This window comes from Streptomyces sp. NPDC015139 (genome assembly GCF_043079785.1).
Lineage (GTDB): Bacteria > Actinomycetota > Actinomycetes > Streptomycetales > Streptomycetaceae > Streptomyces > Streptomyces albidocamelliae.
This window is the reverse complement of record NZ_JBIBUW010000002.1, coordinates 390,099-411,513: the sequence shown is the minus strand read 5'-3', so window position 1 is coordinate 411,513 and position 21,415 is coordinate 390,099. Positions and strand designations below refer to the sequence as shown.

Genomic DNA, 21,415 nt, shown 5'->3' with positions numbered 1-21,415 from the left:
ACGCCTGCGGTGGGTTCCCGGGGCGGCCGGGGCTCAGTTCGTCCGGTGTGCAGGGTTCCGTCGGCGGGGTGTTGTCAGCCCCGCGGGGCCAACGCCTCCCAGGCCACCGTCACTTCGCCCTGGCGCCAGCGGGCGGGGCGGTCCGTCACCGGCCAGTCGGCCGTCAGGTCCCCCACCGCGCGCAGCCAGCGCTGGCGGGCGCCGTAGGAGGCGTAGGGCGCGGCGGCGGCCCAGGCGCGGTCGAAGTCGCGGAGGAAGGCGTGCACGGGCTCACCGGGGACGTTGCGGTGGATCAGCGCCTTGGGCAGGCGCTCGGCGAGGTCGGAGGGGCGGTCCAGGGAGCCCAGCCGGGTGGCGAAGGTGACCGTGCGGGGGCCCTCGGGGCCGAGCGCCACCCAGACGTGCCGCCGGCCGATCTCGTCGCACGTCCCCTCGACCAGCAGTCCGCCGCGCGAGCCGGCGCCCGCCGGGGCGAGCCGGGCGCACAGCCGCTCCCACACGGCGGCGACCTGGGCCTCGTCGTACTGCCGCAGCACGTTGGCGGCGCGGATGAGCGCCGGCCGACCGGCCACCGGCACCTCGAAGCCGCCGTGCCGGAAGGCCAGGCCCTCCCGCTCGTACGGCCGGGCCGCCGCCACCCGGTCCGGTTCGATCTCGACGCCGACCACACGGGTGCGGGGCGCCGCCGCGCGGAGCCGGGCCAGCAGTTCCACGGCGGTCCAGGGCGCGGCTCCGTAGCCGAGGTCGACGGCGACCGGAGCGCTCGCGCGGCGCAGTTCGGCGCCGTGCACGGCTGCGATCCAGCGGTCCATGCGGCGCAGCCGGTTGGGGTTGGTCGTCCCGCGCGTCACCGTTCCCACGACGGGAGCGCCCCCGCTCGGACGGAGCCGAGAGCGGGGGTGGGCGGCTGCGCGGGCTGTCATACCCACAGGGTAAGTGGGCGCGGCGGGGCGGCGGCGCCGTGCCGCCGCCCGCACGAGACGCCATCGACGTTCGAACGGTTGAACGAGTCAGGGTAATGATTGGGCAAAGCCAGGTGATCGGGAAATGGCGGGGCACCCGTCGGCTGTTGGACCCAGTCGGAGGGCGGGGTCCGCCCCGGTGACCGGCATGCCCACAGCCAGGAGGAACGCCACGTGAGCCAGTACGTCAGCAGGCTCGGGCGACGCTCCCCGGCCGCCGCCTCCCGGCTCCGGCTGTCCCGCAGGCCACGCCGGGTCGCCATGCTCTCGGTGCACACCTCCCCGCTCCACCAGCCCGGCACCGGCGACGCCGGCGGCATGAACGTCTACATCGTGGAGCTGGCCCAGCGGCTGGCCGCGATCAACATCGAGGTCGAGATCTTCACCCGGGCCACGGCCGGCGGCCTCGACCCCACGGTCGAGCTGGCGCCCGGAGTCCTCGTCCGGCACGTGGACGCGGGCCCCTACGAGGGCCTGGCCAAGGAGGACCTCCCGGCCCAGCTGTGCGCCTTCACCCACGGGGTGATGCAGGCCTGGGCCGGCCACCGCCCCGGCCACTACGACCTCGTGCACTCCCACTACTGGCTCTCCGGCCACGTCGGCTGGCTCGCCGCACAGCGCTGGGGCGTCCCCCTGGTGCACGCCATGCACACCATGGCCAAGGTCAAGAACGCCAACCTGGCCGACGGCGACACCCCCGAGCCCGCCGCCCGGGTCATCGGCGAGACGCAGATCGTGGCCGCCTCCGACCGGCTCATCGCCAACACGACGGAGGAGGCCGGCGAACTGGTCCGGCACTACGCGGCCGACCCCGCGGCGGTCGCCGTCGTCCACCCCGGGGTGAACCTCGACCGCTTCCGCCCCGCCGACGGCCGCGCCGCGGCCCGCGCCCGCCTCGGCCTCCCGCAGGACGCGCTGATCCCGCTGTTCGCGGGCCGCATCCAGCCCCTGAAGGCGCCGGACGTCCTGCTGCGGGCGGTGGCCGTCCTGCTCGACGAGCGTCCGGAGCTGCGCTCCCGCATCGTCGTCCCGGTCGTCGGCGGCCCCAGCGGCAGCGGGCTCGCGAAGCCGGAGGGGCTCCAGAAGCTCGCCGCGCGGCTCGGCATCGCGGACGTCGTACGGTTCCATCCGCCGGTCGGCCAGGAGCAGCTCGCCGACTGGTTCCGGGCGGCGTCGCTGCTCGTCATGCCCTCCTACAGCGAGTCCTTCGGCCTGGTGGCCATAGAGGCGCAGGCGGCCGGCACCCCGGTCCTCGCGGCGGCGGTCGGCGGTCTGCCGGTGGCCGTGCGCGACGGCGGCACCGGCTTCCTCGTGGGCGGCCACGACCCGGCCGAATACGCCCGCGTGCTGCGCCGTTTCGCCGACCACCCCACGCTCTGCACCACCATGGGCGAGGCCGCCGCCCGGCACGCCGAGTCCTTCGGCTGGGACACGGCGGCCGCCGCCACCGCCGACGTCTACACGGCCGCGACCCAGTCCCACCGCCGTCGCGTACGCTCCCACCATGGGTGATGTCGAGAAGACCGGACAGGTCCTGGAGGCGTTCTGGAAGGACGCCGAACTGGAGTGGGAGAGCCCCGAGCCCGGCACCTACGTGGTCAGACTGCCCGGCACGCGCAAGCTCTCCACCACGGTCTCCTTCCTCGTCGGCAGGCACTCCCTCTCCCTCAACGCCTTCGTCGTCCGCCACCCCGACGAGAACGAGGCCGGCGTCCACCGCTGGCTCCTGGAGCGCAACCTCAAGCTGTACGGCGTGAGTTACGCCGTCGACCGGCTCGGCGACGTCTACGTCACCGCCCGCCTGCCGCTCGCCTCGGTCACCCCGGAGGAGATCGACCGCCTCCTCGGCCAGATCCTGGAGGCGGCCGACGGCGCCTTCAACACCCTTCTGGAGATGGGCTTCGCCTCCTCCATCCGCAAGGAGTACGCCTGGCGCGTCTCCCGCGGCGAATCGACCCGGAACCTGGACGCGTTCAAGCATCTGATCGAGCGCTCGACCGACTGACGGTCCTTCCCCTTCCGCGCCTTTCTTCCGTACGCCCCCTATCCCGCCCGGCGGGTCCGGTGGCATGCTCACCGCCGACGCATTCCTGAACATCGTTCACATCGATGAATATGAAGGGGCGGGTGGACATGAGCAACGCGCACCTCACCAGACGGACTCTCCTCGCGGGCGCGACGGCGGTGACCCTCGGAGCCGCTACCGGCACCGCCCGGGCGGCCGAAGTGGCCTCGATCTGGGAGGAGTTCCGGCGCACCCCGTTCACCCACCCGCAGATCCCGTACGTGGGCCGGGCCGGGTACCGCGCCGGGACCCGCCGCTTCCCCCGCCCCCGTGTCGTCGCGGACGTCACCGACTTCGGCGCCGTCGCCGACGGCAGCACCGAGTGCGCCCCCGCGATCAACCGTGCCCTCGCCGCCGCCGGAAGGGCCGGCGGGGGCACGGTCACCATCCCGCCCGGCACCTTCCGCATCGACGACGTCATCCGCGTCGGCGCCTCGAACGTCGTCCTGCGCGGCGCCGGCAGCGGCCGTACGACCCTGTACGCCACGAAGAACCTCACCGAACTGATCGGCGCCTACGGCTCACGCTACGGCGGCGACAAGTCCTCCTGGTCCTGGGCGGGAGGCCTCATCTGGCTCGCCCCGAGCGCCCGTTGGGACTCCCTGGTCGCCGCCATCAGGTCCCGCGCCTGGCCCTTCGAGGGCTGGACCGGCAACCGGCGGGACGAGTGGACGACCCTCACCGCCGTCGAACCGGCCCGGCGGGGCGAGTGGACGATCACGGTCGCCGACCCGGCCCCGCTGCGCCCCGGCCGGCTCGTCCTGCTCCGCCTGGCCGACGACCCCGCCCACACCCTGCTCCAGCACATGGCGGGCGGCGGCCCCGGCCCGGCCGCCTACTCCTGGGACGACAAGACGAAACTGACCTCCTACGTCCCCTACGAGTGGCCCGTCCGCGTCACCCGCGTCCACGGCCGCCGCGTCACCCTCGAACGCCCGCTCCCGCTCGACGTGCGCCCGGAGTGGGACCCCCGGCTGACCACCCACGTGACCGAGCTGACCGGCTCCGGCGTCGAGGGCCTGACCCTCCGGGCGGTCGAGACCCCGCAGTCCCCGCACCTCCTCGACAAGGGCCACAACGGTGTCGTCCTGCAGTGCGCCTACGACTGCTGGGTGGACGACGTCACCGTGCGCGACGTCGACAACGGGTTCGGCCTGGTCGCCGCCTCCGCCTGCACCCTGCGCCGCACCCGGGTCGCCGGACGCGGCTCGCACCACCCCTACTTCTGCCGCGAGGGCTCCCACGACAACCTGGTCGAGGACTTCACCGTCGAGGAGCGCACCGTCCCCGCGCCCGCCAACACCCAGCTGCACGGCATCAACGTGGAGGGCCTGTCCTCCCACAACGTCTGGTCGCGCGGCGACATGCGGATGGGCACCTTCGACAGCCACCGCGGACTGCCCTTCGCGAACGTCCGCACCGACATCACCGTGGACAACGACGGCCGCCACGGCGGGGACGCCAGTGCCGGACCGCTCTTCGGCGCCCGCTTCGCGCACTGGAACATCCGGGTCACCAACGGCCGCGCGGGCCTGATGAGGATCGACGGCCTGGCACCGTACTCGGCGACGGTGGGCATCAACGAGGTCACCGAGTTCGACCAGAGAGACGTCCCCGACTTCACCGGCGATCTGAACTCCCGCCTGGAGCTGTACGGCACCACGGACGCCGTGCGCCCGCGCAACCTGTACGAGGCTCAGCGCACGCTTCGGTAGCGCCCCGGCGTCACCCCGACCAGCTTCTTGAAGTGCCGGGTGAGGTGGGCCTGGTCGTAGAAGCCGGCCGCCGGCGCCACCTCGCCCGGCGGCAGCCCGTCCAGCAGCAGCCGCCGGGCCCGGCCGACCCGGCGGGACATCAGGTACCGGTGCGGGGCGATCCCGTACGCGGCGCTGAACGCCCGTACCAGATGCGCGGGATGGGCGTGCAGCAGCAGCGCCGCCTCCGCCAGCGCGACGCCCTCGACGACGCGTGCGTCGAGCAGCTCCCGCAGCCCACGGGCCAGGACCGGGTCCGGGTGCGCGGACGGCCGCTCCGCCCGGCGCCGCAGATGGTCCCGCAGCCGCTCCCCGACGAGGGTCAGCCGGCTCTCCGCCTCCAGCTCGTCGCCGGGGCGGGCGAGCGCGGCGTGCAACTGGCCCACCCGCCGCCGCAGTACCGGATCCCGCAGGTCGGGCCCGTCCACCGCCGCACCGATCAGTTCCTCGCCCAGCCGGCTGCTGTCCAGGTACACCACGCGCTTGCGGAAGCCGTCCGGGGTGGCGGGGGCGCCGTTGTGCGGCACGTGCGGCGGCAGCAGCGTCACGGTGTCGAGCGGGGTGCCGTGCTCGTGCCGGTCGAGGTCGTAGCGGACGGCGCCGTCGTCGACGATGAGCAGCGTCCAGGCGTCGTGGACGTGCATCGGATAGGCGTACTCGGTGAAGTGGGCGTGGAAGACCTCCGTGACACCCGGTACACGGGGGCGCCACGCGGTGACTTCCTGCCGGGCGGCCATGCAAAGAAGGTACAAGACCGGGGCGTACGGCGGTCGGCAGTCTCATTCCATGAGCACTGAACCCATCCGTTTCGACACGAAGATCGCCGTGCTGCTGCGCGAGGACCTGGAGCCCTGGCAGCGCCTGAACGTGACCGCGTTCCTGGTCAGCGGCCTGGCCGCGACGATCCCCGAGGTGGTCGGGGAGCCGTACGAGGACGCGGACGCGGTGGCCTACCTGCCGATGTTCCGGCAGCCGGTGCTGGTCTTCGAGGGCACCAAGGAGACCCTGAAGGCGGCGCACGAGCGGGCCCTGAGCCGCGCGCTGCCCCGCGCCGTCTTCACCGCCGACCTGTTCGCCACGGGCAACGACCGCGACAACCGCGCGGCGGTCCGCGCCGTCACCACGGCAGATCTGGACCTGGTGGGGCTCGCCGTGTACGGCCCGCGCAACGGGGTGGACAAGGTGCTGAAGGGGGCGCGGATGCATCCCTGACGCCCCCCTCGGCCCACCCGGTGCCGCTCAGCCGAACATGCCCGGCACGTAGTCGCCGGCGGGCTGCCGGACGATGACGTTCGCCCGGTTGTAGGCGTTGATCACGGCGATGAGGGCCACCAGGGCGGCCAGCTGCTCCTCGTCGTAGTGCAGGGCGGCGTTCGCCCAGGCCTCGTCGGTGACCCCGCCCGCCGCGTCGGCGATCCGGGTGCCCTGCTCGGTCAGCTCCAGTGCGGCCCGCTCGGCCTCGGTGAACACCGTGGCCTCCCGCCAGGCGGCGACCAGGTGGAGGCGCGTGGCCGTCTCCCCGGCCGCGGTGGCGTCCTTGGTGTGCATGTCGGTGCAGAACGCGCACCCGTTGATCTGGCTGGCGCGGATCTTCACCAGCTCCTGCACGGCCGCCGGCAGGGACGAGTCGGCGACCGCCCGGCCCGCCGCGTTGAAGTGCTTGAAGACCTTGCCGGCCAGCGGGTCGGTGAGAAGGTTCAGTCGAGCGTCCATGGTCTGCTCCCGTGTGGTTGCCGCTGCTTGCACCTCTCTGACGCGGCGGCCCACCGGGATGTGACAGGCCCGGCCGTGAGGCACGTCACACGGCGGGGGCCTCGGCCACCGTGTCCGCCGGGACCGCGGCCGGCACCGGCCGTTCCGGGGGCAGGCGGCGCATGAGCATCCCGTACCCGACGCCGGCCGCCGTGCCCACCGCCGCGCACATCGCCCACAGCCACTCGGCGCCGAACCGGTCGATGACCGCGCCGGACATCAGCGGCGCGATCAGCGCGGCCACGGACCAGGACAGGGTGTACATGCCCTGGTAGCGGCCGCGACCGTGCACCGGGGACAGGCGGACGACCAGTCCGGTCTGGGTCGGGGCGTTGACGATCTCGGCGAGGGTCCACACGCACACCGTGAGCATGAAGACGCCGACCGACCCGGCGAAGGCGGTCAGCCCGAAGCCGTAGCCGGCCAGGACCGAGGAGACGATCAGCAGGGTGCGCGGGTCGCGGTGTTCGATGAGCCGGGTGACCGGGATCTGCAGGGCGACGATCAGGACGCCGTTGACGGCGATGGCGAGGCCGTAGTCGGCGGCCGAGAAACCGGCCCGGCCCATGGCCACCGGCAGGCCCACCGAGCCCTGCTGGAAGACCAGGGCGACGAGGAAGGAGAGGCCGACGACGGCCATGTACCGCCCGTCCCGCAGCACCGTGCCGAGCCGGACGCCGTCCTGCGCCTCCTTGGCGCCCCCGGCGGCCGGCCGGGACTCGGGCACCTTGAGGAAGACGACGAGCGCGCAGGCCAGGGTCATGCCCGCCTCGATCAGGAACCCGGCGAGGTAGCTGAACTCGGCGATGAACCCGGCGGCCGCGGAGGAGACGGCGAACCCGAGGTTGATGGCCCAGTAGTTCAGGGAGAAGGCGCGGACGCGGTCCTCCGGGCGGACGATGTCGGCCATCATCGCCTGCACCGCCGGCCGGGAGGCGTTGGAGGCCATGCCGACGAGGAAGGCGACCCCGGCGATGGCGGCCGGGTCGGTCATGAACCCGAGCAGCGCGACCGAGGCGGCCGTGGCGGTCTGCGCGACGAGGAGGGTCGGCCGCCGGCCCAGCCGGTCCGCCATGACCCCGCCGCCGAGCGCCGAGACGACACCGCCGAGACCGTGCAGCGAGGCCACGAGACCGGCGTACGACGCCGAGTACCCGCGGTCGAGGGTGAGGTAGAGGGCCATGAACGTGGCCACGAACGCGCCGAGCCGGTTGACGAGGGTGCTGGTCCACAGCCACCAGAACTCGCGGGGCAGCCCGGAGACGGTCTCCCGGGCGGCGCGTCTCAGGGTGGCTGGCGACATCGTTTCCCCCCAGGGGTGGTAAGTGGCTCCGGCGGCAGGCACAAGTTACCGACGAAGGTCACCGGAGCACCACTCGATTAGCGGGAAGCGTCAATCGACGCGCCGGGCGTCCTCCAGCGCCGCCTGCCGCCGCGGCCGTACGGCGCGCCGCGGCAGCCCCCGGCCGGCCGGGGCGTGCCGGCCCGTGTGCGCGGCGATCAGGTGCGAGGCGGCACCGGGCACCCGCTCGAAGCGGCTGGGGAAGGGGAACTTGCGCTCCAGGAAGGCGCGCAGGGCGGCCTGCGCCGCGGCCCGGTCCGCCGGGGCGGTGTCCACGTCGTTGAGGCAGAAGAAGTCGACGTCCTCACCGGCCGCGAGGCGCGCCAGCCGCCGCCGCATGTCCGGGGTGCCCAGCTGCACGTAGCGGAAGAGGTAGTCCGCCGGAACGGCCCGGCCCGTCGCGATCGCCCAGTGGTGGTGGAGCGTGGAGGCGGGGGCGACGTCCGAGGTCGAGCGGAAGCGCGAGTACGACGTCCGCTCCAGCTCGTCGATCTCCAGTCGCTCCATCTCCCGCATCACCGACAGCAGTTGGGGGTGCGGGGTGTGCAGCGACTTGTGGGTGATCTGCCGGCCGTGGAAGCGCCGGATCACCTCGCGGGTGTTCTTGCCCGCGGAGTTCGGCGCCGGCTCCAGCGGGTGCGGGTCCCCGACGCCGAGCTTCAGCGGGGACAGCGGGATCCGGGCGATGCCGTTGCCGTGGAAGAAGTGCTCGGCCCGCACCGGGCGGTTGATGAACACGTCGTCGTTGAAGTAGAGGTAGTGCTCCGACAGCCCCGGGATGTGGTGCAGCCGGCTCTCTATCGCGTGCGAGTTGAACACGGGCAGCGCGTCGGCCGGGAGGATGTCCCGGTGGTCCACCACGGTCAGACCCTCCGCCTCCGGGTCCAGCCAGGACGGGACCTGCGAGTCGGTCACCAGGTAGACGTGCCGCACGAACCCGGCGTACATCTCCAGCGACCGCAGCGCGTACCGCAGTTCGTCATGACTGGTGTAGCGGGAGGCGCCGGTCTCGCGCGGGGCGATGGCGCCCGCCGAACGCTCCTGGTGGGCGCGGCGCTTCTCGGCCAGCGCCGGATCGTCCCCGTCGACCCAGGTGTACACGGCGTCGACGGGGAACAGCACCTCGTCGATGCCCACCGCGGCGAACGGGGCGAACGTCGGCACCTTCCGGCCGCTGCCCGCCGCCGTCGCCGGCTGCCGTGCCGACACCGGGAGCACCTCCGCCACCGGGTTGCCGCGCGGGGCGACGAGCGCGCCGGCGAAGACGTCCGGCAGCCGGGTGCCGGGCACGGTCAGCCAGGAGGGGTCCGGGCCCGCGGTGCCGAGGTCCCGGCCGCGGTGCCAGAACTCGATGTCGCAGCCCGCCTCCAGACCGCCGAGCACCTGCCCCGACGGGCCGAGGCGCACCACGCCGGTGCGCAGCACGTCGGCCCGCCGCAGCGCCCGCGGCAGCCTGCCGTCGGCCCACAGCGCCGCGTGGGTCACCGCGCCGTCCGCGCCCACCGCGCCGACGTACCGGGCGGTGCGGGCGAACCGCTGCGCGGCCCGGGCGAGCACCACCTCGCGGTACGTCGCCTCGACACCGATCACCTGCCGCGGCGCGGCGGACCCCTGCTCGGCGGGGACCAGGAAGTACGGCACGCCCGCTGTCTGCAGCAGGGTGCACATCAGCTCCAGGTCCGCGGCGCCCGCGCCCGCCGCCGTGTACCAGGCGACCGTACGGCCGTACAGCCGCAGCGGCCCGGCGGAGATCCGGCGCACCCCGGGGACGGCGGCTCTCAGGCGCCGCCGGGCGGGGGCGGCCCGCAGGGCCCACAGCCGGGCCGACAGCCAGAGCCGCAGGCGCACCACCAGGTCCCGGACGGCCCGCATGCCCGGGGCCGGCGCGAAGCGGTGACGGAGGTCCATGGCCGCGGCCCCGTCAGCTCTGCTTCTCGGCGGGGTTCGCGGACGGCGCGGGCTTCTCGTAGGGGCTCGGGAACGGGAAGTAGTCCTCCAGGAAGTCGTGCATCCGGAAGCTGACCTGCTCCCGCTCCTCCGGCGGCACGTCGACGTCGTTGAGGCAGAAGAAGTCGAAACGGCGGTTGCGGCGCAGGTCGGTCAGGCGCCGCTCGGCGTCCGGGCGGCTGATGTTGACGTAGCGGAAGCTGAACCTGCCCGCCACACCGCTGCCGGTCATCAGCGCGTACTGGTACAGCAGCGGGGCCGTCATGGCGATGTCCGACGGCGAGCGGAACCGGGACGCCGTGGTCCGGCCGATCTCCTCGGCGAACAGCTCCTCCAGCGTCCGCAGCGTCTCGCGCTGCTGCGGCAGCGGGGTGTGCATGAAGTTGTTCGTCGTCATCCGCCCGAACTTCTCCAGCAGCAGCCGCCGTACGTTCTTGCTGGCGGAGTTGGTGGCCGTCTCCTCGGCGTGCGGCTTGCCGACGCCGATCTTCAGCGGGGACACCGGGATCTTCATCAGGCCGCTGCCGTGGAAGAAGTGCTCCGGGGTGATGCGGCGGCCGACGAACACGTCGTCGTTGAAGTACAGGTAGTGGTCCGACAGGCCCGGGATGTGGTGCAGCCGGGTCTCGATCGCGTGCGAGTTGAACACCGGCAGCACGTCCGCCGGGAAGATGTCGCGGTGGTCGACGACCGTGATCCCGGGGGCGGTGTCGTCGAGCCAGTGCGGCTTCTGGCCGTCGGTCACGATGTAGATGTGCCGGACGAAGTCGGCGTACATGGCCAGCGAGCGCAGGGAGTACTTCAGCTCGTCGTGGCTGGTGTAGCGGGAGGCGTTGGTCTCCTTGTCCAGGATCTCCGCCGTGCCGCGCTCCTGGTACCCGGCCCGCTTGGCGCGCATCGCGGGCTCCTCGCCGTCGACCCAGGTGTAGACGACGTCCACGGGGAACGTCACCTGGTTCACCGTCGGCAGGGTGAGCGGGGCGAAGGCCGGCAGCTCCCGCTCGCCCACCCGCACGGTCACCGGCTTCTGCTCGGCCGCGGGCAGCACGTCCGTGACGCCGTTGTTGCGCGGGGCGATCAGGGACTCGGCGAAGACGTCGGCGGACGCCTGCGGCTGCACCTTGGCCAGGCGCCGCGGGCCGTCGGCGGACTCCAGCAGCTGCCCGCCGTCCTCCCAGAACTCCACGTCGCAGGCGAGCTCCGGCCCGGCGAGCAGCTGGCCCGCCGGCCCGAGGTGGTTCTCGCCGATCCGCAGCACGGGGGCGGTGCGCAGCGGGGCCGGCAGCACGCCGTCCAGGAACATCGCCGGGTGCTTGAGCTGTCCGCCGGGCAGCGGCCTGCCGATGAACACCGCCTTCCCCGCGTTCTGCGCCTCCAGGGCGTCGAGGAAGCGCTCCCGGTCGACGACGTTCACGCCGAGGACGTGGCGGGTGCGGGAGGCGACGAGGAAGTACGGCACGCCCTCCTGCTCCAGCGCGGCCACGACCAGGTCGAGGTTGGCGGCGGCGGCCTCCGCGGCGCTGAACCGGTCCACCACCCGCCCGTACAGCTCCTGGCCGCGTACCCGCACCGGGCGCAGCACCGGATCCGTGACCGCGGCCCGGCGACGGCGGCGCATGGTGCGCAGCTGCCAGACCCGCTCGGCGGCCTTCCGCTCTACCCTCGGCCGCATGCGGCGGGCAAAAGAACGCACGGTCACGCTCTGTGCTCCTCTTCCTGAACCCCTCAACCAACCTGGCGATATGCAGACAGATGGTTGTGGCGAAAGGTTGTACGAGAGTTAACCCGGCCGTTGGAAAGTGAGGGGCGCCACAGTCCTCGCCGTGCCTCCTCGCCGTGCCCGGTGTCCACGGAGTGACGGCGAAACACGGCCCCGAAACACCTTGGGTAGGCTCGACGGCATGGCCGACGCACCGTACAAGCTGATCCTCCTCCGCCACGGCGAGAGCGAGTGGAACGCGAAGAACCTGTTCACCGGCTGGGTGGACGTCAACCTGAACGAGAAGGGCGAGAAGGAGGCGGTCCGCGGCGGTGAGCTGCTCAAGGACGCCGGCCTGCTCCCCGACGTGGTCCACACGTCCCTCCAGAAGCGCGCGATCCGCACCGCCCAGCTCGCGCTGGAGGCCGCCGACCGCCACTGGATCCCGGTCCACCGCAGCTGGCGCCTGAACGAGCGCCACTACGGCGCCCTCCAGGGCAAGGACAAGGCGGCGACGCTGGCCGAGTTCGGCGAGGAGCAGTTCATGCTCTGGCGCCGCTCGTACGACACCCCGCCCCCGCCGCTGCCGGACGACTCGGAGTTCTCCCAGTTCGACGACGCGCGCTACGCCACGCTCCCGCCGGAGCTGCGCCCGCGGACGGAGTGCCTCAAGGACGTCGTCATCCGGATGCTCCCGTACTGGTACGACTCGATCGTCCCCGACCTGCTGACCGGCCGCACGGTCCTGGTCGCGGCCCACGGCAACAGCCTGCGCGCACTGGTCAAGCACCTCGACGGCATCTCCGACGCCGACATCGCGGGCCTGAACATCCCGACGGGCATCCCCCTCGCCTACGACCTCGACGCCGACTTCCGCCCGGTCACCCCGGGCGGCAAGTACCTCGACCCGGAGGCGGCCGCGGCAGCGATCGAGGCGGTCAAGAACCAGGGCAAGAAGAAGTAGCTTTCGTGATCATGCCCCCGTTCTGCGCCCTCGGCGCGGATCGGGGGCATTTTCATGAGTCCTCGGGGCCCGCTTCCGGCTGCTCGCGCGGGAGCGCCCCGCGGCGCGTGGCTGCGGGGCGCCTCGTGTGGTTCAGTCGACCTGCTCCCCGTTGTGTGTTCCGCCCTTGCAGTAGTTGCCCATCTCGTTGATCGCGGGCGTTCCGCCGCCGTCTCTGCACTGAGAAGGGGTGACGTAGGACGGAGCACCCTGTGCGGTGGCTGCGGTTGCGGTGGCGGCGCCGGTGAGGCCGAGTCCGGCGAGGGCCGCCGTGGCGAAGACGGCGGCGAGCATTCGTCGCATGACCATGTGGTTCCCCTTTCACGGATTGCCTCGGTGGGGGCACTAGACAGTTTGATCTTCACCCATGTGGGTGGCACTTCATGGTGGGCCATTCGGGTGAATTGCGGTCGGGTGGGGAGTCGCTGACGCGACCCGTCCCCCACGGACGCTTCGGCGCCTGCCGTAGGAACGAAACCCGCGAGCCGACAAGCGCCAAGACAAGACGGGCGTCGAGCCACCGACTGAGGCGTCCCGACAGCGCGTCGGAGCCCAAGCGCCGTCAGGCCGAGCACTCCCACCACACGAATGTCTACGTTCCACATGGGTTACGCCCGACCGTAATGCGCATCAAGATCGTGCGCGACGAGGTTGCCTGAAACGCTAAATGATCAGTTGCGCCTCTGGTACTTTCCCTGCATTGGCGGCCGCCAACAAGAATGGGGACTTGTCTCCGGCCGACTAAGGGGGATGATCGGTGCGCTTTCTTGAACCGGAACTGCCCGTAATCGCGCTGTTCGATCTGGACGATACGCTCGCGTCCACCGGTATATTGTCCAAGCATCGACACAATAAAGTCGCGCTCGATCTGGAGGAAGTTTTCCGCGTCGAGCATCTGTCGGCATACAGCGGCATGGGTGACGCACTCACGTCGCTCGAGCAGTGCATGACTCTGGGGATTGTAACGAATTCGGCCCGCTGGTATGCGGAGCAGTTGCTCAAGAATCTCTTCCCGTACATCGCGTTCGATCCCATCGTGACCTACGACGATGTCAATCACTTGAAACCGGACCCGGAATCCCTGAGCTTGGCCATGCGGCTAGCGAACTGCAGGCCGGAGGGCGCTGTCTTCATCGGCAACTCGCTGTGCGATCACCAGGCTGCCGGCGCAGCCGGAGTGCGCTTCCTTGGTGCAGGTTGGTCGGACGACAGGAGCTACCCCGCGGTCGAAGGGGTCGAAGTGGATACTCCCGCGGCGTTGGTGCATATTTTGGGAGCGTCGTAGGTTTGCTAATCGAGTATGTCGCATATCACGGGACGGTTCCCAGTCGTGTAGAATCCATCCTGGCTTCGGGACTGTGGCCGAGTGTCAACCCGGATGACTGGCTGGGTAAGGGCGCCTATTTCTTCATCGATGGTTTGCGCGATCCCAAGGAGAGCGCAATCGACTGGGTGGCATGCTCCGTCTGGGACAACAAAACTCGGACCTTTCGGGAAGACAAGGTGGCGGTCATCAAGGCCATCATCAGGGTGCCGGCCGATAAGAATTTCGATTTGCGGGAGGCAGCGAAGATAAGAGCCTTCCATCAGTTCAGAAGAGAGTGGATCAAAGGTAGGCACGGTGGTGAACTCCGCGTATCCGGACGTCCGGAGGTTCGCACCTATGACGCCGAGTTGTTCGACGCGATCAAACTTTCTCAGGGTGAATGCGTGATCGTCAGTAACTTTCACATCCAACTGTCGGTCCGAGAGAGATTTCTTCGACTTGATTCACGCATACCCAACGTCGTCGTGCTCTGCATGATCACGGATCCCGATTCTTCGATCGGCTTCGAAATTACAGGAGTGGAAATGTTCGACCTTCCGGAATGGACGTGTGAGGGTAACGGATGACCGAGCATCCAGGCGGTGGCGTGGAGGAAATGCCGTCGGCATTCTACGATCAGCAGTACTCGCGCTCGGCAATGTACTTGAGCCATGCGCGATTCATCAGGGAACACATTCGGGGCAGGCGCGGTGAAGGGCTCAAGCTGATTGAGTTCGGAGGAAGCAACGGATTCATCCGCGACCTCTGTGATGAGCCCGGATACGAGGTCGCTCCTAACGCCCCCGGCGTCGACCTGCACGACTTGAGCCGATACGCAGCCGAATCCTTCGATTTCGTCATACTTGACGAGATCCTTGAACACGTCGAGCGTCCCTGGGAGGCGGTCGACGAAGTACACAGAATTCTCAAGAAGGGTGGCTGCTTCATCACAAGCTCCCCCTTCATGATTGCCGAGCACAAGGTCCCGAATGACTATTGGCGCTTCACCAAAGATGGCCTTCGGGTCCTCCTTCATGAATTCGCCGAGGTTGAAACGCACTCCTGGGGCAACGCTCCATCGGTGACGTACCTGATGAAAGGGATGATGGTGTCCGTGCGGCAGGCGATCGAGGACGGGGTGTTCGACCTGGACAATGTCGAGAAGTATGCGATATCGGTCTGGGCGTACGCCTGGAAATGACGGTCCGTTCGCTCTCGGTCAGTCGGTCGGGGATGGAAGAGTGTTGGTGTCCAATACGTAGGGGGCCTCGGTGCGCTGGAAGTGACCCACGTTGATGCACCGGGTGCGCCCGTACCACAGTCGGCCTGATTCGGGTTGGTGGATGTGCCCGAAGAGCGACATTGCCGGCTTGTGCAGCTCTATTGATTCGAGCAGTCCAGGACCGTACATCTCGAAGCGCTTCGGGACCGTGTCAAATCGGAGTGCGTCGATCTTGGGGGGCACGTGGCTGCACAGGACATCAACGGGACCTACGAGTTCTACCGCATCCCGATAAGCTGTCGGGGTCCTCACGAAAGGCCGCCAGGGAGAGTGCGTCGGGACTTCCTTGTTCGAGCCGCCGGCAACGAAACCGAATTTCCGGCCGTCGATCATCACGGTCTCGCCGTCCAGGCATCGCAGAGGCTCGGGAGCAACGGCGGCCCAGATCTCCTGCATGTCCACATTTCCCAGCGTGACCATTGCTCTGTCACCCAGCAGGCGGATGACTTGTTCGTAACGGCTGGCCACAATCTCGGTGATGGTGCCTACCGGATCCGCAATTTCGGACCACAGTTCGCGGTCGTACTCGTGCATTTCATCGAAGGCTCCCGCTGTGCGCAGGGCGATGAACTTCGCGACTTGGTCGGGACCGAAGACTTCGCCTAACACTCCGCCGGACGAGTCATAATAGTCGACGTAGTCCAGGAAATCGCCCAGAGCGATCACCAGGTCTGCCCCGTCCCCAGCCCGTCCAAGAGCCGACATGTTGCCGTGAATGTCGCTGATTACGTGGATTCGCATACATGGAGACTATGGCTGTACGGCGCTGCGTGGGCGGAAAACGGATGAAAGGCCGCCGGAGAACGCTGTCGTCCTATCGAAAATCGCGGGACGGCCAGTCGGGGCAGGCCGTCACGGTCATGGTCGCCCGTGTCACCCCTCGTCCGTGCTGCCCGTGCTCCCCGTGCAGGTCGGGTAGAAGGTTTTCAGGTCGGCCTTGGGCATGAAGGCGGGGGTTTGCTGGTCGGTCTGGTCGGCTTCCTTCAGGTACTTCCTGGTGGTGTCGTCCGACTTCCGGTCGAGGCCCTGCGCGCTGCCCAGGCGGGCCGTCGTCGCGTAGACGCCGTCGCCCGCGTGGCCGTAGGCCGCGAGGTCCGGGTAGCGGTCGTGGTCGTAGTCGGCTACGGCGGCCGCGCGCGGCTCGGTCAGGTCGACGTGGTGATCGCTCTGCCCCCTCCCGCGTGCCGAGAACGGTCCGAGCCGCAGCTCCGAGACGGAGGGCTCGATCGGGCTGTCGCCGCTGAAGGCGCCCGTGGCGGCGACGAAGAGGTCGTTCCAGCCGTCCTGGTCGAAGTCGGCCACGACCGCCACCACGTCCTCCGCGCCCTCGCCGCGGTCCCCGACCAGGTCCCGGGGCCCTGCCTCGGTGCCCCGCCCGCCCCCGGCGCCGAAGGTGATGGTCAGGTCGGCGCCCGTATAGGAGGAGGAGACGCGGTCGGCCGTGCCGTCCCCGTCCAGGTCGGCCACCAGGATCCCGGACCTGGTCACGCAGCTCTCGATCTCCTGCCCGGCCTTCGGACGCGCGGGCGGATCGCCCCGGCCGTCGCCGCAGCCGGCCAGCAGGGCCAGCGACACGGCGAGTGCCGGCACCCGGCAGGTCCGCCCCGCGGTTCGTCCCGCACCACGCACGATGTGCCCGCCTTTCCCCGGAGCCGGAAGCGAGCAGATCCTATGGGCCGCGTCGACCGTGTACGACGGCGGAACCGCACTGTTAATTTCCGTGGGCTGGGAACTCGGTGTGGGGACGGCCCCGGAACCGGTGGGCCCGACGGGATACTGGTGGATCATGTCTGCTGATCGTGAGCCGCGACGGGGGTGATGACCGTGCCGCCCGAGGAGCCCTTCTCGGCCGGGGGTGGTCTGCCGCCCGAGACGGAGGCCTGGCTCCGGGTCAGCGAGACGCTGGGCGCCGCCGCCCGCGGCGCCGACGACGCCGGGCGGGTGCCGGGCGCCCTGTGCCAGGCGTGCGTCCGGCTGTTGCCGATCACCGGTTCGTCGGTGTCGATCTCCGGCGGCAAGGGCGTACGCATCACCTGGTGTGCCAGTGACCGGGTGGCCGCCCGCCTGGCCGAGCTCCAGTACACCGTGGGCGACGGCCCCTGCCAGACCGCCCTCGAACAGGGCGCCCCGGTCGTCGCGGCCGACCTCACCCAGGGCCCCGACGCCCGCCGCTGGCCGATCTTCGCGCACGAGGCAGTGGGCCTCGGTGTCCGCGCCGTGTTCTCCCTGCCGCTCGGCGTCAGCGGCGCCGCGGTCGGCACACTCGACCTGTACAGCGACCGCGCGGGCGGACTGGTGGAGCAGGATCTGCGGACCGCGCTGTGGGTGCGGGACGCGGTCACCTACGCGCTGATGAGCCTGCAGGCCGCGACGCACGCCGAGGCCGAGGGCGAGGCGGAGGACGAGGTAGCGTCGTGGGTGGCGGCCTCCGAGGCCGACCACACCGAGGTCTACCAGGCGGTCGGCATGGTGATGGTGCAGCTCGACGTGGACCCCGAGCAGGCGCTGGACCGGTTGCGGGCCCGTGCCTTCGCCGACGGACGTACGGTCAGCCAGCTGGCCCGCGAAGTCCTCGCCCGCAAGCTCCGCTTCCGCCCGGAGCCGGACGGCCCGGGCCCGAGCGGGGACGGCGCCGGCGCGCATGGACGGGAGACCGGTTACGGCGGGTGGTACGCCGGTGAGCCGCACCCCGGTGAGGAGAGGCGCGCGGCCGGCGACGGCGGACCGTACGCCGGTGACGAAGGCCGGGAGACCGGCGGTGGCGGGCCGCACGGCGGTGGGAGCGGGCGTGACGGCGAGGACGAGAGAAGGGACGGTGAACGGTGATGGGCCGTGAACAACAGCTCGCGGAGGCGCTCGTAGGACTGGCCGACTCCCTCGCCGACGACATCGACCCGGTGGTGCTCGTCGAGCGCCTCGCATGGAGCTGCGTCGGTCTCACCGGCGCGGACGCGGCCGGCGTCATGGTGGTCTCCGCACGGGGCGACCTGCGACCGTTGGCGGTCACCGAGGACCAGGCCGCCTTCCTGGAGTTCTTCCAGCTCCAGGCCGACGAGGGGCCGTGCGTGGACGCCTTCCGCGAGGGCCGCCGCATCGACGTCCCGGACCTGGAGGACCGCCACGACCGATGGCCGCAGGTCGCCCCGTACGCCGTCCGGCAGGGTTACCGGTCCGTGCACGGGCTGCCCCTGCGCGTCCACCGGCAGACCGTCGGCGCCGTCAACCTCCTGCTCCGCCGGCCCGGCGGGCTGCCCCGGCTCGACCTGGAGGTGGCCCAGGCGCTCGCCGACGTCACGGCCTTCGCCCTGGTCAACTGGAGCGCGGAGCCGCTGCGGCCCTCCGACGTGAGCAACCGCGTCCAGGCCGCTCTCGCCGCGAAGGCGGCCGTCGACATGGCCACCGGCATGCTCGCCGAGTCCGGTGACCTCTCCATGGCCGAGGCGCGCGCCGCGCTGCGCGGCTACGCCGACCGCTACCACCGGCGCCTCGTCGACACCGCGCACTCCGTGGTCCGGCGCGCGCTCCCCGCCGCGGACATCCTGGCCGTCGCCCGCGAGAAGTGACGGCACCGGCCGGGTCCTCCCGGCCCGGGGGGTGGGCCGGACGGCCCGCTCCGAACCCGCCCACCGGGACTACGCTGAGAAGCGCCGGGACGCTGTGCCCGGCCCACCGAGACCCGCCGGATCACGTGGCCTCCCGACGCGGGGAGAGCGGCCATGCAGCACTTCACCTGTGACACCGTGGCCGACCTCGCCGTCCCCGGACTCGCCGGTGGCCGGCTGACGGTCCTGGCGCTCAGCGGCTTCGTGGACGCCGCCTCCCGTGACGGACTCGCCGCCGCGCTCGCCGCCACGGGCCCCGCCCAGCTCGTCGTCGACCTCAGCGGACTGCGTCTGCTGTCGTCCGCCGGTGCCGAGGTCCTCTGCGCTGTCGCGCGGACGGGCGCCGCGCACGGTCGCGCCCTGCGCCTCGCCGGGTGTCCGCCGCAGGCCGCCGCCGTACTCGCCCGCACCGCCGCGGACCGGGCGGCGCCGGAGCAGTACGCGTCGGTGGCCGCGGCACTCGCCGCCGTGATCGCCGCCGCGGTCGCCGCACCCGTCGTGACCGACCCCGACCTCTCCGACCGGTATTTGCGCACCGACGCCCTGAGGCTGCGGCACGCCGTACTCGGCAGGGCCCTGGACGCCCGGGCCGAGGGCGTGCTGACGGAGCGTTACGGCCTGCGGGGCCCCACCCGTGCCCGCGCGCTGCTGCGGTCCGTCGCCCGGGAGCACGGGCTGGCCACCGTCGAACTCGCGGCCGCCCTCACGCACACGCCACCGCCGCGACCCGGCGAGGAGTGGTTCCCCGGCGACGGCCCCGCCGCCCCGCCCGCCGTCCGCTTCGTCAGCGGGCCACGGGACCGGCCGCTGTCGCTGCCCGCGTTCCTCGACGCACTGCGGGACGCGGTCTGCGGGATCACGCACACCGACATGGCCAACGTGCAGTTGCTCGATGTCGACGACCACACCCTGCGGATGGAGTCGCACTGCGGATACTCCGCCGAGTTCGTGCGCTTCTTCGCGGTGATCGACGACACCAGCACCGCCTGCGGTCAGGCGGCCCGCAAGAGCGCGCGGGTGGTGGTGGACGACGTGGCGACCACCTCAGTTTTCGACGAGCCCTCACGCGCCGCTGTGCTCGCCGTCCACAGCCGTTCCGTGCAGTGCACGCCCATCCCGGGCGCCGCCGGCCGTCCGCAGGGTGTGGTGTCCACCCACCACACCCTCCCGGGCCACACCCACACCCCGGGCGAACTCGCCGCGCTGGACGGAGTCGCGCGGGAGGCGGGGGAGTGGCTGGACTGGTACCGCAGGAGCAGCCTGGAGAACGCGCTGGAGGATCTGCACCGGCGTGCGCAGTCGCCGCCGGCCTGACCCGTCGGCCTGACCCGCCGGCCCGACCGCGCCGTCGGTGCCTTCGCCGGCCTCGTCGCCCACCGGGGCGGTCACGGGTGCCGGAGCGTTCGGCGGTGGGGGCTCGAAGGGGAGGGGCGTGGGCGCCTCCGTGCGCCGTTGATGCGCCCAGGGGAGCGGGCATGGAATGAGCGAGGGCATCCCTGCCCCAGCGTCTAGGAGGGACCCATGGCCGAATCCCCCAGCACGAACCCGGACCCCACGCAGGAGCGCGAGACCGAGCAGCCCGCCGAGATCAGGAGCCTGCCGCTGTTCGGCGCGTGCGGCTGCGGCTCGGGTTGCGGCTGCGGGTGCCAGTCGGGCAACCCGTGCCAGTGCGGCTGACCCGAGCGACCGGTACGACCGTCGTCGAGGGGCCGGTGCGAACGTGTTTCGCGCCGGCCCCTCGTCGTGCCCCGTACGGGAGGAGACTCGCCCCGGCTCCCGGAGGGCTAGGCGCCCTCGACGCCCGTCGCCGGCTGGATGTCCGCCTGGAGCTCGTCCGCGTGCTCGCCCGTGACCAGGTAGACGACGCGCTTGGCGACGGCCACGGCGTGGTCGGCGTACCGCTCGTAGTAGCGGCCGAGCAGGGTGACGTCCACGGCCGTCTCGATGCCGTGCTTCCAGCGGTCGTCGATCAGGTGCTGGAAGAGGGTGCGGTGCAGGAGGTCCATCTCGTCGTCGTCCTGCTCCAGCTGGAGCGCGAGGTCGACGTCCTTCGTGATGATCACCTCGGCGGCCTTGGCCATCAGGCGCTGCGCGAGCTGGCCCATCTCCAGGATGGTGGCGTGCAGGTCCTGCGGCACGGCCCGGGCGGGGAAGCGCAGCCGGGCCAGCTTCGCCACGTGCTGGGCGAGGTCGCCGGAGCGCTCCAGGTCGGCGGACATGCGCAGCGACGTGACGACGATACGGAGGTCCGTCGCCACCGGCTGCTGGCGGGCGAGCAGGGCTATCGCCCGCGCCTCCAGGTCGTGGTGGAGTTCGTCGACCTTCTGGTCCGCCTCGATGACGCTCTCGGCGAGCTTGAGGTCGGCGTCGAGGATGGCGGTCGTGGCGCGCCCGATCGCCGACCCGACCAGCCGGGCCATCTCCACCAGTCCGTCGCCGATCGAGTCCAGTTCCTCGTGGTACGCGTCCCGCATCAGGGTTCCCTCTCGTACGTGTGTTCCGGGGTGCCGGGGCCGTGGCACCTCGCGCGCCCGTGCTGAGACCGGCGGTGCGAACCCCCACGATCCCCACGCTCCCACGTTCTGCCCCGGACGCGTCCGTTTCTGCCACCACAAATGAACCGGTACTGGCTCCAAGGTGAACTCTGGGCGACGAGTGTTCGAGGTCGCACTCCCATGGCTGTGGCCATGTCGTACGGCAT

Annotated in this window: 22 protein-coding genes; 12 read left to right on the top strand and 10 right to left on the bottom strand. The window is 71.1% G+C overall.

The annotated features are described in order from the left end of the window. Positions 1-74: 74 nt before the first annotated feature. The gene (locus ACF08B_RS06375) at positions 75-923 is read right to left on the bottom strand and encodes a class I SAM-dependent methyltransferase (protein ID WP_392316349.1); all 849 of its coding nucleotides are present in this window, start codon (positions 921-923) and stop codon (positions 75-77) included. Positions 924-1,136: 213 nt separating this feature from the next. On the opposite strand from ACF08B_RS06375, the gene mshA reads away from it, so the two are divergent. From mshA to ACF08B_RS06360, 3 genes are all read left to right on the top strand, one after another. After that, positions 1,137-2,474 carry a D-inositol-3-phosphate glycosyltransferase gene (gene mshA / locus ACF08B_RS06370; protein ID WP_392316348.1) on the top strand — a complete coding sequence of 446 codons (1,338 nt, stop codon included), beginning with the start codon at positions 1,137-1,139 and terminating at the stop codon, positions 2,472-2,474. Further along, positions 2,467-2,967, top strand: a complete 501-nt coding sequence (locus ACF08B_RS06365) for a YbjN domain-containing protein (RefSeq protein WP_392316347.1) — start codon at positions 2,467-2,469, stop codon at positions 2,965-2,967. Before mshA ends, ACF08B_RS06365 begins: the two co-directional genes overlap by 8 nt. 128 nt (positions 2,968-3,095) lie before the next feature. Further along, positions 3,096-4,742, top strand: a complete 1,647-nt coding sequence (locus tag ACF08B_RS06360) for a glycosyl hydrolase family 28-related protein (RefSeq protein ID WP_392316346.1) — start codon at positions 3,096-3,098, stop codon at positions 4,740-4,742. Here ACF08B_RS06360 and ACF08B_RS06355 read toward each other — a convergent pair. Continuing rightward, positions 4,724-5,518 (bottom strand): AraC family transcriptional regulator, encoded by a 795-nt coding sequence (locus tag ACF08B_RS06355; protein ID WP_392316345.1) that lies wholly within the window; start codon positions 5,516-5,518, stop codon positions 4,724-4,726. The genes ACF08B_RS06360 and ACF08B_RS06355 overlap by 19 nt on opposite strands. Positions 5,519-5,567: 49 nt before the next feature. On the opposite strand from ACF08B_RS06355, the gene ACF08B_RS06350 reads away from it, so the two are divergent. Beyond that, positions 5,568-5,993: a DUF2000 family protein gene (locus ACF08B_RS06350; protein WP_392316344.1), complete on the top strand. Its 426-nt coding sequence runs from the start codon at positions 5,568-5,570 to the stop codon at positions 5,991-5,993. Positions 5,994-6,020: 27 nt separating this feature from the next. Here ACF08B_RS06350 and ACF08B_RS06345 read toward each other — a convergent pair whose 3' ends face one another. From ACF08B_RS06345 to ACF08B_RS06330, 4 genes are all read right to left on the bottom strand, one after another. Then, positions 6,021-6,494 carry a carboxymuconolactone decarboxylase family protein gene (locus ACF08B_RS06345; RefSeq protein WP_073887899.1) on the bottom strand — a complete coding sequence of 158 codons (474 nt, stop codon included), beginning with the start codon at positions 6,492-6,494 and terminating at the stop codon, positions 6,021-6,023. A gap of 85 nt (positions 6,495-6,579) precedes the next feature. After that, positions 6,580-7,836: an MDR family MFS transporter gene (locus ACF08B_RS06340; protein WP_392316343.1), complete on the bottom strand. Its 1,257-nt coding sequence runs from the start codon at positions 7,834-7,836 to the stop codon at positions 6,580-6,582. A gap of 90 nt (positions 7,837-7,926) precedes the next feature. Beyond that, positions 7,927-9,783 (bottom strand): stealth conserved region 3 domain-containing protein, encoded by a 1,857-nt coding sequence (locus tag ACF08B_RS06335; RefSeq protein WP_392316342.1) that lies wholly within the window; start codon positions 9,781-9,783, stop codon positions 7,927-7,929. A 13-nt stretch (positions 9,784-9,796) separates the two neighbouring features. Continuing rightward, positions 9,797-11,521, bottom strand: coding sequence for a stealth family protein (locus ACF08B_RS06330; RefSeq protein ID WP_392316341.1), 1,725 nt, complete (start codon positions 11,519-11,521; stop codon positions 9,797-9,799). Positions 11,522-11,723: 202 nt separating this feature from the next. On the opposite strand from ACF08B_RS06330, the gene ACF08B_RS06325 reads away from it, so the two are divergent. Continuing rightward, a complete protein-coding gene (locus ACF08B_RS06325) occupies positions 11,724-12,485 on the top strand; it encodes a phosphoglyceromutase (RefSeq protein ID WP_093475909.1) in 762 nt (253 codons plus the stop codon). A 132-nt stretch (positions 12,486-12,617) separates the two neighbouring features. Here ACF08B_RS06325 and ACF08B_RS06320 read toward each other — a convergent pair whose 3' ends face one another. Then, positions 12,618-12,833 carry a hypothetical protein gene (locus ACF08B_RS06320; protein ID WP_392316340.1) on the bottom strand — a complete coding sequence of 72 codons (216 nt, stop codon included), beginning with the start codon at positions 12,831-12,833 and terminating at the stop codon, positions 12,618-12,620. 448 nt (positions 12,834-13,281) lie between these two features. Here ACF08B_RS06320 and ACF08B_RS06315 point away from each other — a divergent pair, with 448 nt between their 5' ends. Genes ACF08B_RS06315 through ACF08B_RS06305 form a run of 3 tightly spaced genes read left to right on the top strand, consistent with a single transcriptional unit; the run spans position 13,282 to position 15,031 of the window. Next, on the top strand, positions 13,282-13,809 hold the full coding sequence (locus ACF08B_RS06315; RefSeq protein WP_392316339.1) for an HAD family hydrolase: 528 nt from the start codon (positions 13,282-13,284) through the stop codon (positions 13,807-13,809). A 2-nt stretch (positions 13,810-13,811) separates the two neighbouring features. After that, positions 13,812-14,417: a hypothetical protein gene (locus ACF08B_RS06310; RefSeq protein ID WP_392316338.1), complete on the top strand. Its 606-nt coding sequence runs from the start codon at positions 13,812-13,814 to the stop codon at positions 14,415-14,417. Continuing rightward, on the top strand, positions 14,414-15,031 hold the full coding sequence (locus ACF08B_RS06305; protein ID WP_392316337.1) for a class I SAM-dependent methyltransferase: 618 nt from the start codon (positions 14,414-14,416) through the stop codon (positions 15,029-15,031). Before ACF08B_RS06310 ends, ACF08B_RS06305 begins: the two co-directional genes overlap by 4 nt. 18 nt (positions 15,032-15,049) lie before the next feature. Here ACF08B_RS06305 and ACF08B_RS06300 read toward each other — a convergent pair whose 3' ends face one another. Beyond that, entirely contained in the window at positions 15,050-15,853 is an 804-nt protein-coding gene (locus ACF08B_RS06300; RefSeq protein WP_392316336.1) for a metallophosphoesterase, read from the bottom strand. A gap of 132 nt (positions 15,854-15,985) precedes the next feature. Then, on the bottom strand, positions 15,986-16,702 hold the full coding sequence (locus tag ACF08B_RS06295; RefSeq protein WP_392316335.1) for an FG-GAP repeat domain-containing protein: 717 nt from the start codon (positions 16,700-16,702) through the stop codon (positions 15,986-15,988). Between the two features lie 228 nt (positions 16,703-16,930). Between ACF08B_RS06295 and ACF08B_RS06290 the strand changes: the two genes are divergently transcribed. The 4 genes from ACF08B_RS06290 to ACF08B_RS06275 all read left to right on the top strand — a co-directional run bounded on the left by ACF08B_RS06290 (position 16,931) and on the right by ACF08B_RS06275 (position 20,391). Beyond that, positions 16,931-17,938: a GAF and ANTAR domain-containing protein gene (locus ACF08B_RS06290; protein ID WP_392316334.1), complete on the top strand. Its 1,008-nt coding sequence runs from the start codon at positions 16,931-16,933 to the stop codon at positions 17,936-17,938. Then, the gene (locus tag ACF08B_RS06285) at positions 17,938-18,675 is read left to right on the top strand and encodes a GAF domain-containing protein (RefSeq protein ID WP_392316333.1); all 738 of its coding nucleotides are present in this window, start codon (positions 17,938-17,940) and stop codon (positions 18,673-18,675) included. The genes ACF08B_RS06290 and ACF08B_RS06285 overlap by 1 nt, the downstream gene beginning before the upstream one ends. A gap of 153 nt (positions 18,676-18,828) precedes the next feature. After that, complete coding sequence (locus tag ACF08B_RS06280; protein ID WP_392316332.1) at positions 18,829-20,028, top strand: STAS domain-containing protein; 1,200 nt, start codon at positions 18,829-18,831, stop codon at positions 20,026-20,028. A gap of 207 nt (positions 20,029-20,235) precedes the next feature. Next, positions 20,236-20,391 (top strand): hypothetical protein, encoded by a 156-nt coding sequence (locus ACF08B_RS06275; RefSeq protein WP_392316331.1) that lies wholly within the window; start codon positions 20,236-20,238, stop codon positions 20,389-20,391. Between the two features lie 107 nt (positions 20,392-20,498). Here the strand turns inward: ACF08B_RS06275 and phoU are convergent, their stop codons facing one another. Then, a complete protein-coding gene (gene phoU, locus ACF08B_RS06270) occupies positions 20,499-21,188 on the bottom strand; it encodes a phosphate signaling complex protein PhoU (protein WP_392165630.1) in 690 nt (229 codons plus the stop codon). Positions 21,189-21,415: the final 227 nt, after the last annotated feature.